Genomic DNA, 14,755 nt, shown 5'->3' with positions numbered 1-14,755 from the left:
TTTAAGCATCATCAAAAAAGTTGGCACAGAATTCGCTTTATCTAAATCAAGCGTAAACGCCAGACAGATGTCGGTTGAAGAGCGTGCCGGAAGAGGTTGGTCAGGGAGTTGTTTTCCCGCAACGTATTCCGGAAACGACGTTTCCTCGCCATGTAGATAATGAAAGACCATTTCCAGGAGAGTTGAGTATGTCCGCTGAACACGTTCTCTCGATGATGAACGAGCATGAAGTTAAGTTTGTTGACCTGCGTTTTACCGATACCAAAGGTAAAGAACAGCACGTTACGATCCCTGCTCACCAGGTTAACGCTGACTTCTTCGAAGAAGGCAAAATGTTCGATGGTTCGTCTATTGGCGGCTGGAAAGGCATTAACGAATCAGACATGGTGCTGATGCCTGACGCCACCACGGCGGTCATGGATCCTTTCTTCGAAGATTCTACGCTGATCATCCGTTGTGACATCCTCGAGCCAGGCACCATGCAGGGCTACGACCGCGATCCACGCTCTATCGCTAAGCGCGCTGAAGATTTCCTGCGCTCTTCCGGCATCGCTGATACCGTACTGTTTGGACCAGAACCAGAATTCTTCCTGTTCGATGACATCCGTTTCGGCTCATCGACGTCCGGTTCACACGTTGCTATCGACGATATCGAAGCGGCATGGAACACCGGTAAAGAGTACGAAGGCGGTAACAAAGGTCACCGTCCAGGTCTGAAAGGCGGCTACTTCCCGGTTCCACCGGTTGACTCATCACAGGACATCCGTTCTGCCATGTGTCTGACCATGGAGCAGATGGGCCTGGTTGTTGAAGCGCATCACCACGAAGTGGCGACCGCGGGTCAGAACGAAGTGGCAACCCGCTTCAATACCATGACCAAAAAAGCGGACGAAATTCAGATTTACAAATATGTGGTTCACAACGTTGCGCATGCTTACGGCAAAACCGCGACCTTTATGCCGAAGCCTATGTTTGGCGACAACGGTTCAGGCATGCACTGCCATATGTCACTCTCCAAAGGTGGCCAGAACCTGTTTGCCGGCGATAAGTACGGCGGCCTGTCTGAAATGGCGCTGTTCTACATCGGCGGTATCATCAAGCACGCTAAAGCGATCAACGCCCTGGCGAACCCGACCACCAACTCTTACAAGCGTCTGGTCCCGGGTTACGAAGCACCGGTTATGCTGGCTTACTCTGCCCGTAACCGTTCAGCCTCAATCCGTATTCCGGTTGTTGCCAGCCCGAAAGCGCGTCGTATCGAAGCGCGCTTCCCGGATCCAGCGGCTAACCCATACCTGGCGTTCACCGCACTGCTGATGGCTGGCCTGGATGGCATCATCAACAAAATCCATCCTGGCGATGCGATGGACAAAAACCTGTATGACCTGCCACCGGAAGAAGAAGCTGAGATTCCAAAAGTTGCAGGCTCTCTGGAAGAAGCGCTGAATGCACTGAACGAAGACCGCGAGTTCCTGACCCGCGGCGGAGTATTCACTGACGAATCGATCGATGCTTACATCGAACTGCGTAAAGCAGAGATGGATCGCGTTCGCATGACGCCACACCCGGTTGAGTTCGAGCTCTACTACAGCGTTTAACTGGTCAGACGTTTTTTGTTGCCGTGGAAACTTTTAGCCCATCTTCGGATGGGCTTTTTTCTCCGCGAATTCACCGTTCATTCGCCCTCTTTTCGGCTTAAAGACTAAAATGCACCTCTTTAGTGCAGAGGAACGTTGTATGGCAACTGGCTCTCTGCCCGATGCAGGGCAGATTCTCAACGCGTTAATCAACAGTATTTTGTTGGTGGATAACGATCTGGTTATTCATTACGCCAACCCGGCGGCGCAGCAATTACTGGCGCAAAGCTCACGCAAATTGTTCGGCACGCCGTTACCGGAATTAACCGGCTACTTTTCGCTGAATATCGAGGTGATGCGCGAGAGTCTTGAGGCTGGCCAGGGATTTACTGACAGTGAGGTCACGCTGGTGGTAGATGGTCGCGCGCACATTATGTCGCTGACCGCCCAGCGGTTACCCGATGGCTTAATCCTGATGGAAATGGCGCCGATGGATAATCAGCGTCGTCTCAGTCAGGAACAGTTACAGCACGCCCAGCAGGTGGCCGCTCGCGATCTGGTTCGCGGCCTGGCCCATGAGATTAAAAATCCGCTGGGAGGATTGCGCGGCGCGGCACAGCTTTTATCCCGCGCCCTGCCCGATCCCTCGCTGAATGAATATACCAAAGTGATTATTGAACAGGCCGACCGGTTGCGGAATCTGGTTGATCGTCTGCTGGGGCCGCAGCAGCCGGGCATGCACATCACGCAGAGCATTCATCAGGTGGCCGAACGGGTGGTCAATCTGGTGTCGATGGAGCTGCCGGAGAATGTCTCGCTGGTACGGGATTATGATCCCAGCCTGCCGGAACTGCCGCACGATCCCGATCAGATTGAACAGGTGCTGCTTAACGTGGTGCGCAATGCGCTTCAGGCGCTGGGCGACGATGGCGGCACCATTATTATCCGCACCCGCACGGCTTTCCAGCTGACGCTGCACGGCACGCGTTATCGCCTGGTGGCACGTATTGATATTGAAGATGATGGCCCCGGCATTCCGGCCCAGCTGCAGGATACGCTGTTTTATCCGATGGTCAGCGGACGCGAAGGCGGTACCGGTTTAGGCCTCTCCATCGCCCGTAGCCTGATTGATCAACATTCAGGAAAAATAGAATTTAACAGTTGGCCGGGACACACCGAATTCTCGGTTTACCTGCCTATTCGCCAGTGAGGTTTCTATGCAACGAGGGATAGTCTGGATCGTCGATGACGATAGCTCCATCCGCTGGGTGCTTGAACGCGCGCTCACTGGAGCCGGTTTGAGCTGTGCGACTTTTGACAGCGCAAGCGAGGTGCTGGATGCCCTCTCAACCAAGACCCCGGACGTTTTACTGTCAGACATTCGCATGCCCGGTATGGATGGCCTGGCGCTGCTGAAACAGATTAAGCAGCGTCATCCGATGCTTCCGGTCATCATAATGACGGCGCATTCTGATCTGGACGCAGCCGTCAGCGCCTATCAGCAGGGTGCCTTTGATTACCTGCCTAAGCCGTTCGATATCGATGAAGCGGTTGCGCTGGTCGAGCGTGCTATCAGCCACTATCAGGAGCAGCAGCAGCCACGTAATCAGCCGGTCAGCGGACCCACCACCGATATCATCGGTGAAGCGCCCGCGATGCAGGATGTGTTCCGCATCATCGGGCGATTATCGCGCTCGTCGATCAGTGTGCTGATCAACGGCGAGTCCGGTACCGGTAAAGAGCTGGTGGCCCATGCGCTGCATCGCCACAGCCCGCGCACCAAAGCGCCCTTTATCGCGCTCAACATGGCGGCGATCCCCAAAGATTTAATTGAATCAGAACTGTTTGGTCACGAAAAAGGCGCCTTTACCGGGGCGAACCAGATCCGTCAGGGCCGTTTTGAGCAGGCGGATGGCGGCACGCTGTTTCTGGATGAGATCGGTGATATGCCGCTGGATGTGCAGACCCGTCTGCTGCGCGTGCTGGCCGATGGCCAGTTCTATCGCGTTGGTGGCTATGCGCCGGTCAAAGTGGATGTGCGTATTATCGCGGCGACCCACCAGAATCTGGAATTACGCGTACAGGAAGGCAAGTTCCGTGAGGATCTGTTTCACCGCCTGAACGTGATTCGTGTGCATCTGCCACCGCTGCGTGAGCGTCGTGAGGATATCCCGCGTCTGGCGCGTTATTTCCTGCAGGTGGCGGCGCGTGAGCTGGGTGTGGAAGCGAAGATTCTGCATCCGGAAACCGAGACAGCGTTAACCCGACTGCACTGGTCAGGTAACGTGCGTCAGCTGGAGAACACCTGTCGCTGGCTGACCGTGATGGCTGCGGGTCAGGAAGTCCTGATTCAGGACCTGCCCGGAGAACTGTTTGAATCCAGTACGCCGGAGAATCCGGTGCAGTCGCTGCCTGACAGCTGGGCAACGCTGCTGGCACAGTGGGCCGATCGCGCTCTGCGTTCCGGTCATCAGAATCTGCTGTCAGAAGCCCAGCCGGAGATGGAGCGCACGCTGCTCACTACTGCGCTGCGTCATACGCAGGGCCACAAACAGGAAGCGGCACGTTTGCTGGGCTGGGGACGAAACACGCTGACGCGCAAGCTCAAAGAGCTGGGCATGGAATAAGCGGTTCAGTTCGGGCTGGTGTAGTCTGCCAGCCCGTTTCTTCAGATAACGCGGGAGAACTGCTGCTGACGCGCTTTCTGACGCAGATAGCGATCAAAGCACATGCAGATATTGCGGATCAGTAACCGGCCAATTCCCGTCACCTCCAGCCCCGTAGCGGTTTGTTCCACCAGCCCATCAGCTATCAACGGCTTCAGCAGCGCCAGGTCCTCAGCAAAATAGTCGCTGAAGCGAATGCCCCATTGCGCTTCTGTCGCGGCAAAATTCAGCGAGAAGTTACAAATCAGCGTTTTTATCACGTCACGACGCAGGCAATCATCGTCGGTTAAGGCGATGCCACGCCACAGGCCATTTCCCTGCTGTTCCACACAATTGTACCAGGTATTAAGGTCTTTCTGGTTCTGCGCATAACTGTCGCCAATCATGCTGATGGCAGAGACGCCAAGCCCCAGCAAATCGCTGTCGCCCTGCGTCGTGTATCCCTGGAAATTGCGATGCAGCTGGCCTTTGCGCTGCGCGATAGCCAGTTCATCCTGCGGCTTCGCAAAGTGATCCATTCCAATGAACTGGTAGCCCTGCTGAGTCAGAGTTGCGATGGTCTGCTGTAAAATATCCAGCTTTTGCTGAGCCGATGGCAGTTCACCCTCTTTGATTTTACGCTGTGCCGCGAACATCGCCGGCAAATGCGCATAGTTAAAGACGCTAAGACGATCCGGGCTCAGCGCCAGTACCCGCTCCAGCGTCCAGGCGAAGCTGGCGGGCGTCTGCAGGGGTAAACCATAGATCAGGTCAATGCTGGTCGAGCTGAACCCCTGTTCACGGGCACGCGCCATCAGCCCGAAAATCATCTCTTCATCCTGTACCCGGTTAACCCGCTCCTGCACCGATTTGTTGAAGTCCTGCACCCCCATGCTCAGCCGGTTGAATCCCAGCGATCGCAGGTGATCAATCACATCCAGCGCAATTTCCCGGGGATCTACTTCGATCGACATTTCGGCATCATCGGCCACACTGAAATGCTGCTTCAGTAAACCCACCAGCCGGGAAATCTGCGCATTGTCGAGGAAGGTTGGCGTACCGCCGCCCCAGTGAAGCTGCGTGACCTGACGCTGACGAAACAGCGGCGCACGCTGAATAATCTCCTGCTCAAGCACATCCAGATAGCGGTCCGCTTTGTGGCGCTGACGCGTCACTATCTTATTGCAGCCGCAGAAGTAGCAGAGACGATGGCAGAAGGGAATATGGACATAGAGCGACAGCGGACGCTCAGGGTAACGCGCCACGGCACGCTGGAAGTCGTTTTCCGCGTACTGCTCGCTGAACTCCAGCGCAGTGGGATAGGAGGTGTAACGCGGGCCGGCATAATTGTACTTTTCAATTAACGCCTGATCCCACTCAATCTGCTGCGATGGCATGCTCACTCCTTCCGGTGACGTCGTCTGAGAGAAGGTCGCGAAGAAGAGGAGATAAAAGGTGAGCGGGATGAGACCCGACGTAAACGTTGCTTCAGACGCGACAGGCGTCGTAGTTTAAACAATAACCACAGCAGATAACATGTCGCCAGCAGCGCGAAAATTGATCCAGGCCAAAACATTGTCGTTTACCTGTTAAGCGCGGCATGCGGGTAACGCATGCCGATCAAATTTGCTTAGTTGCCTTTCAGCAGACGGTACATATCTTCTTCAGCCTGCTCATCTTCGGCATCATCCATCACAATGCCTAACTGCTCCATCAGTTCGTCGATACGATCCAGCGAGGCATCCAGCCAGCCCTGATCTTCAGCCGACAGCGTTTCGCCATTTTCCAGCCGATCCAGCAGCGCATCCAGACGTTCGTCATTTTCCAGCTTCGCCAGCTCTTCTTCTGGTGTCAGACGCACTTTCTTCTCTGCTGCCGGTTTTTCTGCGCTTTTCTTTGGTTTAACGGCGGCGGTTTTTCCTTCAGCGATCAGGGCCACCGGTTTTTTACTCCCGATGCGCGGATCTTTCACGCTGTCCGCCTGACGTCCGCCATTGTTTTCGGACGCAGCCGGATTAGCACGGCTGCCAGATGCATGTCCGCGATGCTTTTTATCACGTTTGCGATCGCGTGCTTCATGGTTGATATCGTCACGCGATTTGCGTTTGGCTTTGACGGCAGGTTTGCCGTTAGCAGCTCGTGCAGGTTGCTTCATAGTATTCGGTCCCGGCTTTTTTTATTCAGTATAGAATTGCGGCGAAATCTAGCAGAAAGTAGACAAAGAAAAAAGGCGACAGCTCAAGCTGTCGCCTTATTTCATACCTTCATAAGAAGGAATCATGTTTTAAATCCTTTTCGGCTCGTAACATCCCGGTTAATCCCGCGCCTGCTCAACTCCTGAGCTATTCCTTATCCCTGTCTGGCCGCATCCCTGACCCTGTTCCATTCCATCGCTCATAACCCTCCTGGTATCCCTGAGCGCATCATCCTGATGTGTGCTGCCGTGCACTGCACACTAATGTAGACCAACTGGTAAAAGCCTCAAGTCAGTGTCAAAAATAGTTAGTTCAAAAAAAGAACGTTTTAAGATAAGGGTTTGAATTACATATTTTTTTATTTTTAGTAATTAAAGTAAAAAGCGAAATAACCCGCACCGTGAATGGCAAATCTCTTACAAAGTTTGTTACCGAGATGCGATTGAGCACTTTCGCGTCATAACGCGTATAATCGCCCGCATTGCCTTAATGCGTTTTCTGGAGTGTCACCTTGTCTGAATTGAATTACCACGTTACCCACTTTGTCATGAGCGCGCCGGATATCCGCCATCTGCCTGCCGATACCGGAATTGAGGTGGCTTTCGCTGGCCGCTCGAACGCGGGAAAATCGAGTGCGCTGAATACGTTAACCAATCAGAAGGGTCTGGCGCGTACCAGTAAAACGCCGGGACGTACGCAGCTGATTAACCTGTTTGAAGTGAAAGAAGGTAAGCGTCTGGTCGACCTGCCCGGTTACGGTTATGCCGAAGTCCCGGAAGAGATGAAGCTGAAGTGGCAGCGCGCGTTAGGTGAATACCTGCAAAAACGTCAGGCGCTGAAAGGACTGGTTATCCTGATGGATATCCGTCATCCGCTGAAAGATCTCGACCGGCAGATGATTCAGTGGTCAGTGGAAAGTGGCATTCCGGTGCTGTTGCTTCTCACTAAAGCAGACAAACTGGCCTCAGGTGCCCGTAAAGCGCAGCTCAATGTCGTGCGTGAAGCCGCACTCGAATTTGTTGGTGATGTGCAGGTAGAGCTCTTCTCATCGCTGAAGAAAATCGGCGTGGATAAGGTTCGTCAGAAGCTGGACAGCTGGTTTAATACGCTTGAACCTGCGGTTGAAGATCAGGACGCGGAAGAGTGAGTGGCAACCTTGTGCCGGTGATGCTGACGGTACAAAAAGCCCAATAAAAAACGCCCCAGTCACAGAATGACTGGGGCGGCTAAATTCAGCCAAATCCGATTACGTGAAGTAAAAGGTCTGAAAGATAGAACATCTTACCTCTGTACCCTACGCGACGAACTTTACCTGATTTTCTGTGCGTGACAAAGGCTTTTTTGTTGCTTACTTACATGAAACAGGACTTTTTTTACCATGCACGTCACAAAAATAGCGTTGCGATGTAGTTTAATGACGAAAAAAGTGTTTAGACCATAAGCAGTTAGAAAAGCGTTTTCTCTCAGTGCCAGCGTTAACCACGCTAAACCGGTCAACTAAACGATTTTCTTATACCTGATTCAGGGCCGGTTCTGTTCTTCAGAACCGACCACACGCATCGAATCAGTGGGCTTCATCCCAGTTGTCACCCACACCGACTTCAACCAGTAAAGGTACGTCGAGTTGCACGCTACCTTCCATCAGCGCACGGATTTTCTGGCTCGCCTCTTCAACCGCCCCGGCTTTGACTTCGAACACCAGTTCATCGTGAACCTGCATGATCATTCTGACGGCATTGTCGTTTTGCTGTTCCAGCCAGGTATCCACGGCAATCATTGCCCGCTTAATGATATCCGCTGCCGTTCCCTGCATCGGCGCATTGATCGCGGCACGTTCAGCGGCTTTCCGGCGAATGGCGTTACCGGATTTAATATCGGGCAGCCACAGCCGACGGCCTTCCAGCGTTTCGACATAGCCTTTACTCGCCGCCAGCTGGCGTGTGTTCTCCATATAGCGCAGGACGCCCGGATAGCGTTCAAAGTAGAGATCCATATACTTTTTCGCTTCACCCGCACCGATATTCAGCTGACGCGACAGGCCAAAGGCGCTCATGCCATAAATCAGACCAAAGTTGATCGCTTTGGCGCTGCGACGCTGTTCGCCGCTGACCTTATCCAGCGCCACGCCAAACACTTCGGATGCCGTCGCGCGGTGGATATCTTCGCCCTGGGCAAAAGCGTCCAGTAATCCTTTGTCCTGAGAGAGATGCGCCATGATACGCAGTTCGATTTGTGAATAGTCTGCCGCCACAATGCGATGGCCTTTGGCCGCTACAAATGCCTGACGGATTCGGCGTCCTTCATCATTACGCACCGGAATGTTTTGCAGATTCGGATCGGCAGAGGATAAGCGTCCGGTTGCGGTGACGGCCTGATGATAAGAGGTATGTACCCTGCCACTGATCGGATTGATCATCAGCGGTAATTTATCCGTATAAGTAGACTTAAGTTTGGATAAGCCGCGATGCTCCAGAATCACTTTGGGTAACGGATAATCAAGTGCCAGCTCGGCTAACACCTCTTCGCTGGTTGAAGGCGCGCCGCCTGGTGTTTTCTTCGTGGGCTTGATGCCCTGTTTTTCAAACAGGATCACCTGAAGCTGCTTGGTGGATGAGAGGTTGAAGGGTTCCCCCGCCAGCTCATGCGCTTTCAACTCAAGCTCAGCCAGTCGGGCCGTCAGCTCTTTCGAATGCTGCGCCAGAATAGACTGATCGATCAGCACACCGTTGCGCTCTATGCGCGAAATCACCGTCAGTAACGGCATCTCAATCTGTTCAAAGACTTTTTTCGGGCCCGCTTCTTTCTCCAGCTCTGGCCACATCTTCAGATGCAACTGCAGGGTCACATCTGCATCTTCGGCAGCGTAATGGGATGCCTGCTCTAACGCGATTTGATTGAACGTCAGCTGATTTTTGCCTTTACCGGCGATCTCCTGGAAGGTCACGGTTTTATGGTTAAGCCAGCGAGCGGCCAGGCTATCCATGTCATGTTTGCCCACCACGCTGTTGAGGATATAGGACTCAAGCATGGTGTCGAATTTGATACCGGCCAGTTCAATGTCGTAGTTTTTCAGCACGCCGCGATCGTATTTCAGGTTCTGGCCAACTTTCCATGCGCTCTCATCTTCCAGCAAGGGCTTGAGCTGTGCCAGAACGGTAGCGCGATCCAGTTGATCAGGCGCATCAAGATAGTCATGGGCAACCGGCAGATAGGCGGCTTCACCGGGCGCCACCGCGAAGCTGATGCCGACGATATTAGCGCTCAGGGTATCCAGCGCGTCGGTCTCCAGATCAAACGCAAAGACTTCGCTGTTTTTCAGCTTCTCCAGCCAGCTATCAAAGAGATCCTGATCCAGAATGGTGACATAACCCTCGGTCGGTAACACGCTGCTGGTTTCAGCCACCGGGGCCGGTTCATCGGCCTGCGCTTTTTGCGCCTGCGTAGTGCTCTTTTTACCCTGCAGCCATTTACCGTCCTGCAGGTCACTCAGCCAGCGTTTGAACTCGTAACGATTGAACAGGGCCTGCAATGCCTCTGTATCGGGCTCAGTGACTGTGAGCTCTTCACAGGGCAGCGCCAGCTCAACGTCTGTCTTAATGGTCGCCAGCTGATAAGAGAGAAACGCCACATCACGATTCTGCTCAAGTTTGGTCGCCATGGTTTTGGCACCACGAAAGCCGAGATCGGCCACTTTGTCCAGATTGTCATAGATCGTCTGCATGCTGCCCAGCCCCTGCAGCAACGCCTGTGCCGTTTTCTCACCGACGCCTGGCACGCCAGGAATGTTATCGGAGCTATCACCCATCATGGCAAGGAAATCGATGATCAATGCGGGTGGAACACCATATTTCTGCTCAACCTCTTCTGGTCCCAGAATGGTGTTGCTCATAGTGTTAATCAGCGTGATGGCGGGCGTGACCAGCTGCGCCATATCTTTGTCGCCGGTGCTGATCAGTACTGAGAGACCCTTTTTCTCCGCTTCCAGCGCCAGCGTACCGATGACATCATCAGCCTCGACGCCGCTCACAGCCAGCAACGGCAGCCCCATTGCCCGCACCATCTCATGCAGCGGCTCAATTTGTGCACGGAGCTCGTCAGGCATCGGGGGACGGTGAGATTTGTAATGCTCAAACAGCTCGTCCCTGAAGGTTTTGCCTTTGGCATCGAACACCACAGCAACGTGACTCGGATTGTATTGCGCCAGCAGGCTTTTCAGCATGTTGAGCACGCCGTACATGGCGCCAGTGGGTTCACCTGCACTGTTGGTCAGCGGCGGAAACGCGTGATACGCGCGATAAAGATAGGATGAGCCATCGACCAGAATCAGGGGATTTTCTGCTATTTGCGCCATAAGTCTGTGTAGTCTTCGTTGCTATGAGTTGGGCTATAAGGATGCCACAACCAGGCAGAAATGGTGAACTAAGGCGTGCCACGTCTGGAGTTTTTCACGCTTTTGGGGACAGGATCGCAACGATCGTTCTGTGGATAACTTTGTGCGTAAAAATTATAACGCGCTGTTTTTCAGGAAAATAAATAATCGACACTTGAATAAAAACCATAAATTTCATTGGCTTATTTAATTTCCGTGACCCGATCGCTATTTTTAATAGCGCGATCCCTTGTGTGGATATTAAATTTATGCCCTGGAGATGGACAAAAATTGGCCCGTTGTTCAAAGGCATAAAAAAAACGCCAGCAGAGCTGGCGTTTAACGGGGGTGTGAGGCTGATTACTTCTGGCTTACCAGGAATTTAACCACGTTCGCATAGTCTGCGACGAAATTATCCATAGAGCTGGTATCAAGACCGCCGTTGTTAACCATGTATTTGCCATTCACGAAAATAGCAGGCACACCACGCAGATCAACATCAGCAGCGGCTTTTTGCTGCTGCGCAACCAGCGCTTTTACGGCGAAGCTGTTCCAGGCTGCATCATAGTCCGCCGCAGAGATACCGGCCGCTTTGACAAAGGTCTCTTTCAGACTGGCAGGATCGGTGATGGTCTGCGTTTTCTGAATGCCATCGAAGATCGGTGCTGTCACTTTATCTTCAACGCCCAGCGCCATCGCGACAGCCCAGGCATGGGTCACGACCGGCCCCAGCTCTCCACCGAGAAAATCGACGTGGTATTTCACCATCTTAGTGTCAGCAGGCAGATTCTTTTTCACCGCGTCATTGACGTGATAAATACGTTCAAACTGATAGCAGTGCGGGCAGAAGAAGGAGAAGAACTCCATCACCTGAGGTTCGCCGGCCACAGGTTTAGGCAGACTCACATATTGTTTACCTTCAGTGAACTGGGCAGCAGATGCGCTGAATGCCAGCACTAAACCCATCAGTGCAAACCAAATTTTTTTCATCGTGAAAAATTCTCCTGACTACGTCATTAATATTGCGGTGTCAGCTGCAGAGGAGGTTCCTGCAACAGCTTCTCCTGCTCGGTAAAGAGTGAAATTTGCCTGCGCCAGAAATCTTCATCTGTCATCCAGGGGAAAGCGCGCGGAAAAGCGGGATCCTGCCAGCGTCGGACAACCCAGGCCAGATAATAAACCATGCGCATGGCGCGTAAAGGTTCAATCAGTGACAATTCATTAATATCAAAATCACTGAACTCACTGTACGCCTCCAGCAGTATATCCCATTGAATACGCTGTTCCTGACGATCGCCGCTGATCAGCATCCAGAGATCCTGCACGGCCGGGCCATTACGGGCATCATCCAGATCGACAAACAGCGGTCCGTCACGCCACAGGATATTACCCGGATGGCAGTCGCCATGTAATCGTAGCGGCTGCCACGTGGTGTGCCACTGTTGTTGCAGCGTGTTTCCCAGCTTATCGATAGCCTGTAGCAGTGCGACTTTAAGCGATGCAGGCACTAACAGAGAGTGCTCCAGCACCTGCCGGGGTTCATGCAGATATTCATCCAGACCGATGGCAGGCCGATGCCTGAACAGCGCTTTACGCCCGGTCTGATGAATGCGGCCCAGGAAGCGGCCTACCCACTCCATCTGATCTTCGTTGTCTGTCTCATATTGTCGTCCGCCCAGGCTGGGGAATACGGCAAAGAAGAAGCCAGCGTGACTATGCAGTGTCTCACCCTTTAACCGCAGTGGCGCCGCGATGGGCACTTCGTCAGCCAGCAGATCAAGTGCGTACTGATGTTCTTCAGCAATCTGTTCGGCACGCCAGCGCTGTGGGCGATAAAACTTCGCAACATAGCGGCGTTTTTCGTCGTCGCTGAATTGATAAACCCTGTTCTCGTAGCTGTTCAGGGCTGTCAGACCCGATTCGACGCGAATTCCTGTTTCCCAGAGCGCATCAAGCAACACGTCGGGATTCAATGTCTGGAAGTTAAAAGCAGCGTCGCTCATCATGTTACCTGTAGTTGCCCTTGCAAATAGCAGCCAAGGATAACACTACTCGTCCTGTTTAATGACACCCCGTGCGCGGAGCAGTGCTGTTTTGAAATCAACTTCATAATCTTTTTTCAGGCCTGGGATCTCATCATCGCTGGCTGAGTCACGCATCTTGAGATGGTAAATTAATACATCATCGGTTAATTCACTTAACGGGCCACGGAAACCAGATTCCTGAGCCAGTTTCTGCAAAAATGTGACCAGATTAAGATCAGGCTCTTTTTGCCAGGCGGGTTGCAGCAACGCGATTAACTCGTTTAAACGATGGCATTTCATTCAGATTTCTCCTTTCACAGTGCGTCATCAGCGAGGGCACAGTCATGACAATATTAACCGGCATCATTCTGGCCGGTGGTCAGGGCCGCCGTATGGGTGGTCAGGACAAAGGTTTAGTACAGCTGGATGGCAGGCCGCTTTATCAGCATGTCCTTGAACGGCTCAGGCCACAAGTCGACATTGTCATGATTAATGCGAATCGTAATATTGATCGCTATCAGTTAAGCGGATGTCGGGTTATTCAGGATGTTTTTGATGATTATCCCGGTCCGCTGGCCGGAATCTACAGTGGGTTGCGTGAGATTGAAGGGGAATGGGCGGTATTCAGCGCCTGCGACACCCCCGCTATCCCGCTCAACTTCGTGGAGCGGCTGATGCAACAACGAGGCGATGCCCCCGCAGTGTGGGTGCGCTCACAAACCCGGGATCATCCTACTCTGGCGCTTATTCATCGCGATCTCCGTACGCCACTCGGTGAATACCTGCAGGCTGGTGAGCGTCGCCTGATGCAGTTCCTGCTCGATCAGGGTGGACATGCGGTGCTGCTGGATGATGATGAATCGCTATTCCTGAATGTGAATACGCCTGATGACCTTAGGGACTATCCTGCCGGCAATATGCCGGACGGAAATGGTCGTCAGCCAGCATAATGTAAAGTCCAGTAGCAAAAGATCCTGCCCGATAGTAACAATTAACGGGACGTCCTTATTTTTGCAAAAAAAAGAGCTTTTTTATCTCTGGATGACGATGGCTACAGTTATTCGTGGAATAAGAGTCGCTGAGCATTCTCAGCCATTGCAACATCGGATGACTGATTACCAGTAAAATAGCTTCAGACAGGGATAGAGAAAAAAGGGGCAGCACGCCTGATATTTAAAATGGCAGGTGATGCCCCGGACGATCAGAGCATTATCAGCCAGCGTTCAAAATATTTGTCCAGACTGAATCTGCGCGTGCCATTGAATCAGCAGTACCTTCCGCAGCACCGACTACCAGACCAAAAACAACGCCCCAAATGCCACCAAACAGGCCGCCTAAAACACCCTGTGCTGGAGCCAGGATTCCACTGGTTACGCCATTAGTATTAGCAGAGATGTTCCAGCCCGCCCATGCAACGCCCATTCCGCCAGCAAACATTCCGATAACTGCACCACCGATGCTGTCTAAGATCCCAGTAGAGGCGGCACCTGATACTAATTCTGTTTCAGCAACAGTCAGTTCTTTCATTTTAATCTTCCTTAAATTAGTTAATGCTCAATAGAAATCCATCGGAGACATTTAATTAAATGTCGAAATTAGTTTCGATCAAGCACTAAAAAATGTAAATAGAATAAAATCCATTCATTCTAAATGCTATGCGTTAGTCCTGTTAGCAGGTTTATTATCATATTAGCTTAATAAGTTGGTAACTTATTGAGCTATAAATTTCAAAAACTTTGTATCTGCTAGTCTTTATTTTATATTTTGATCTAATGATTATTATAGTTTCCGGTGTTTATCAGGCCACTGGTAATTCAAAAAGGAAATGGAGGAACCTGGAGGCTACCGGAGCAGGCTTACAGGTCAAGTTTTCAGCTTAACGTGGCAAAGTGCAGACGTAAAAAAGCCCCGCACTTTCGTGCGGGGCTTCTTCACTTATTTAATG

At 52.3% G+C, this 14,755-nt stretch carries 12 protein-coding genes; 5 read left to right on the top strand and 7 right to left on the bottom strand.

The features are described from left to right. Window positions 1-188: 188 nt before the first annotated feature. The 3 genes from glnA (at window position 189) to glnG (ending at window position 4,204) form a co-directional block, all read left to right on the top strand. A complete protein-coding gene (gene glnA / locus HFD95_RS19145) occupies window positions 189-1,598 on the top strand; it encodes a glutamate--ammonia ligase (RefSeq protein ID WP_010258434.1) in 1,410 nt (469 codons plus the stop codon). 139 nt (window positions 1,599-1,737) lie between these two features. Next, entirely contained in the window at window positions 1,738-2,787 is a 1,050-nt protein-coding gene (gene glnL / locus HFD95_RS19140) for a nitrogen regulation protein NR(II) (protein ID WP_008926971.1), read from the top strand. A gap of 7 nt (window positions 2,788-2,794) precedes the next feature. Further along, window positions 2,795-4,204: a nitrogen regulation protein NR(I) gene (gene glnG, locus HFD95_RS19135; protein ID WP_010258440.1), complete on the top strand. Its 1,410-nt coding sequence runs from the start codon at window positions 2,795-2,797 to the stop codon at window positions 4,202-4,204. Between the two features lie 41 nt (window positions 4,205-4,245). Here the strand turns inward: glnG and hemN are convergent, their stop codons facing one another. After that, complete coding sequence (gene hemN, locus HFD95_RS19130; RefSeq protein ID WP_010672109.1) at window positions 4,246-5,619, bottom strand: oxygen-independent coproporphyrinogen III oxidase; 1,374 nt, start codon at window positions 5,617-5,619, stop codon at window positions 4,246-4,248. A 233-nt stretch (window positions 5,620-5,852) separates the two neighbouring features. Beyond that, window positions 5,853-6,377: a Der GTPase-activating protein YihI gene (gene yihI, locus HFD95_RS19125; protein ID WP_010258445.1), complete on the bottom strand. Its 525-nt coding sequence runs from the start codon at window positions 6,375-6,377 to the stop codon at window positions 5,853-5,855. A gap of 551 nt (window positions 6,378-6,928) precedes the next feature. On the opposite strand from yihI, the gene yihA reads away from it, so the two are divergent. Beyond that, window positions 6,929-7,564 carry a ribosome biogenesis GTP-binding protein YihA/YsxC gene (gene yihA / locus HFD95_RS19120; RefSeq protein WP_010258448.1) on the top strand — a complete coding sequence of 212 codons (636 nt, stop codon included), beginning with the start codon at window positions 6,929-6,931 and terminating at the stop codon, window positions 7,562-7,564. 417 nt (window positions 7,565-7,981) lie between these two features. Here yihA and polA read toward each other — a convergent pair whose 3' ends face one another. The 4 genes from polA to HFD95_RS19100 all read right to left on the bottom strand — a co-directional run bounded on the left by polA (window position 7,982) and on the right by HFD95_RS19100 (window position 13,110). Continuing rightward, window positions 7,982-10,768, bottom strand: coding sequence for a DNA polymerase I (polA, locus tag HFD95_RS19115; RefSeq protein WP_167430620.1), 2,787 nt, complete (start codon window positions 10,766-10,768; stop codon window positions 7,982-7,984). Window positions 10,769-11,146: 378 nt separating this feature from the next. After that, entirely contained in the window at window positions 11,147-11,776 is a 630-nt protein-coding gene (gene dsbA, locus HFD95_RS19110) for a thiol:disulfide interchange protein DsbA (RefSeq protein WP_010258458.1), read from the bottom strand. Between the two features lie 26 nt (window positions 11,777-11,802). Next, window positions 11,803-12,789, bottom strand: a complete 987-nt coding sequence (locus HFD95_RS19105) for a serine/threonine protein kinase (protein ID WP_010258460.1) — start codon at window positions 12,787-12,789, stop codon at window positions 11,803-11,805. 45 nt (window positions 12,790-12,834) lie between these two features. Continuing rightward, on the bottom strand, window positions 12,835-13,110 hold the full coding sequence (locus HFD95_RS19100; protein WP_003850728.1) for a YihD family protein: 276 nt from the start codon (window positions 13,108-13,110) through the stop codon (window positions 12,835-12,837). Window positions 13,111-13,154: 44 nt separating this feature from the next. On the opposite strand from HFD95_RS19100, the gene mobA reads away from it, so the two are divergent. After that, window positions 13,155-13,760, top strand: coding sequence for a molybdenum cofactor guanylyltransferase MobA (gene mobA, locus HFD95_RS19095; protein ID WP_064690977.1), 606 nt, complete (start codon window positions 13,155-13,157; stop codon window positions 13,758-13,760). Window positions 13,761-14,022: 262 nt separating this feature from the next. Here the strand turns inward: mobA and HFD95_RS19090 are convergent, their stop codons facing one another. Next, window positions 14,023-14,337, bottom strand: coding sequence for a hypothetical protein (locus HFD95_RS19090; protein ID WP_010672113.1), 315 nt, complete (start codon window positions 14,335-14,337; stop codon window positions 14,023-14,025). Between the last annotated feature and the right edge of the window lie 418 nt (window positions 14,338-14,755).

Origin of the sequence: Pantoea sp. EKM10T (assembly GCF_011800685.1) — a bacterium.
GTDB lineage: Bacteria > Pseudomonadota > Gammaproteobacteria > Enterobacterales > Enterobacteriaceae > Pantoea > Pantoea agglomerans.
This window is presented reverse-complemented; position numbering and strand designations above follow the sequence as displayed.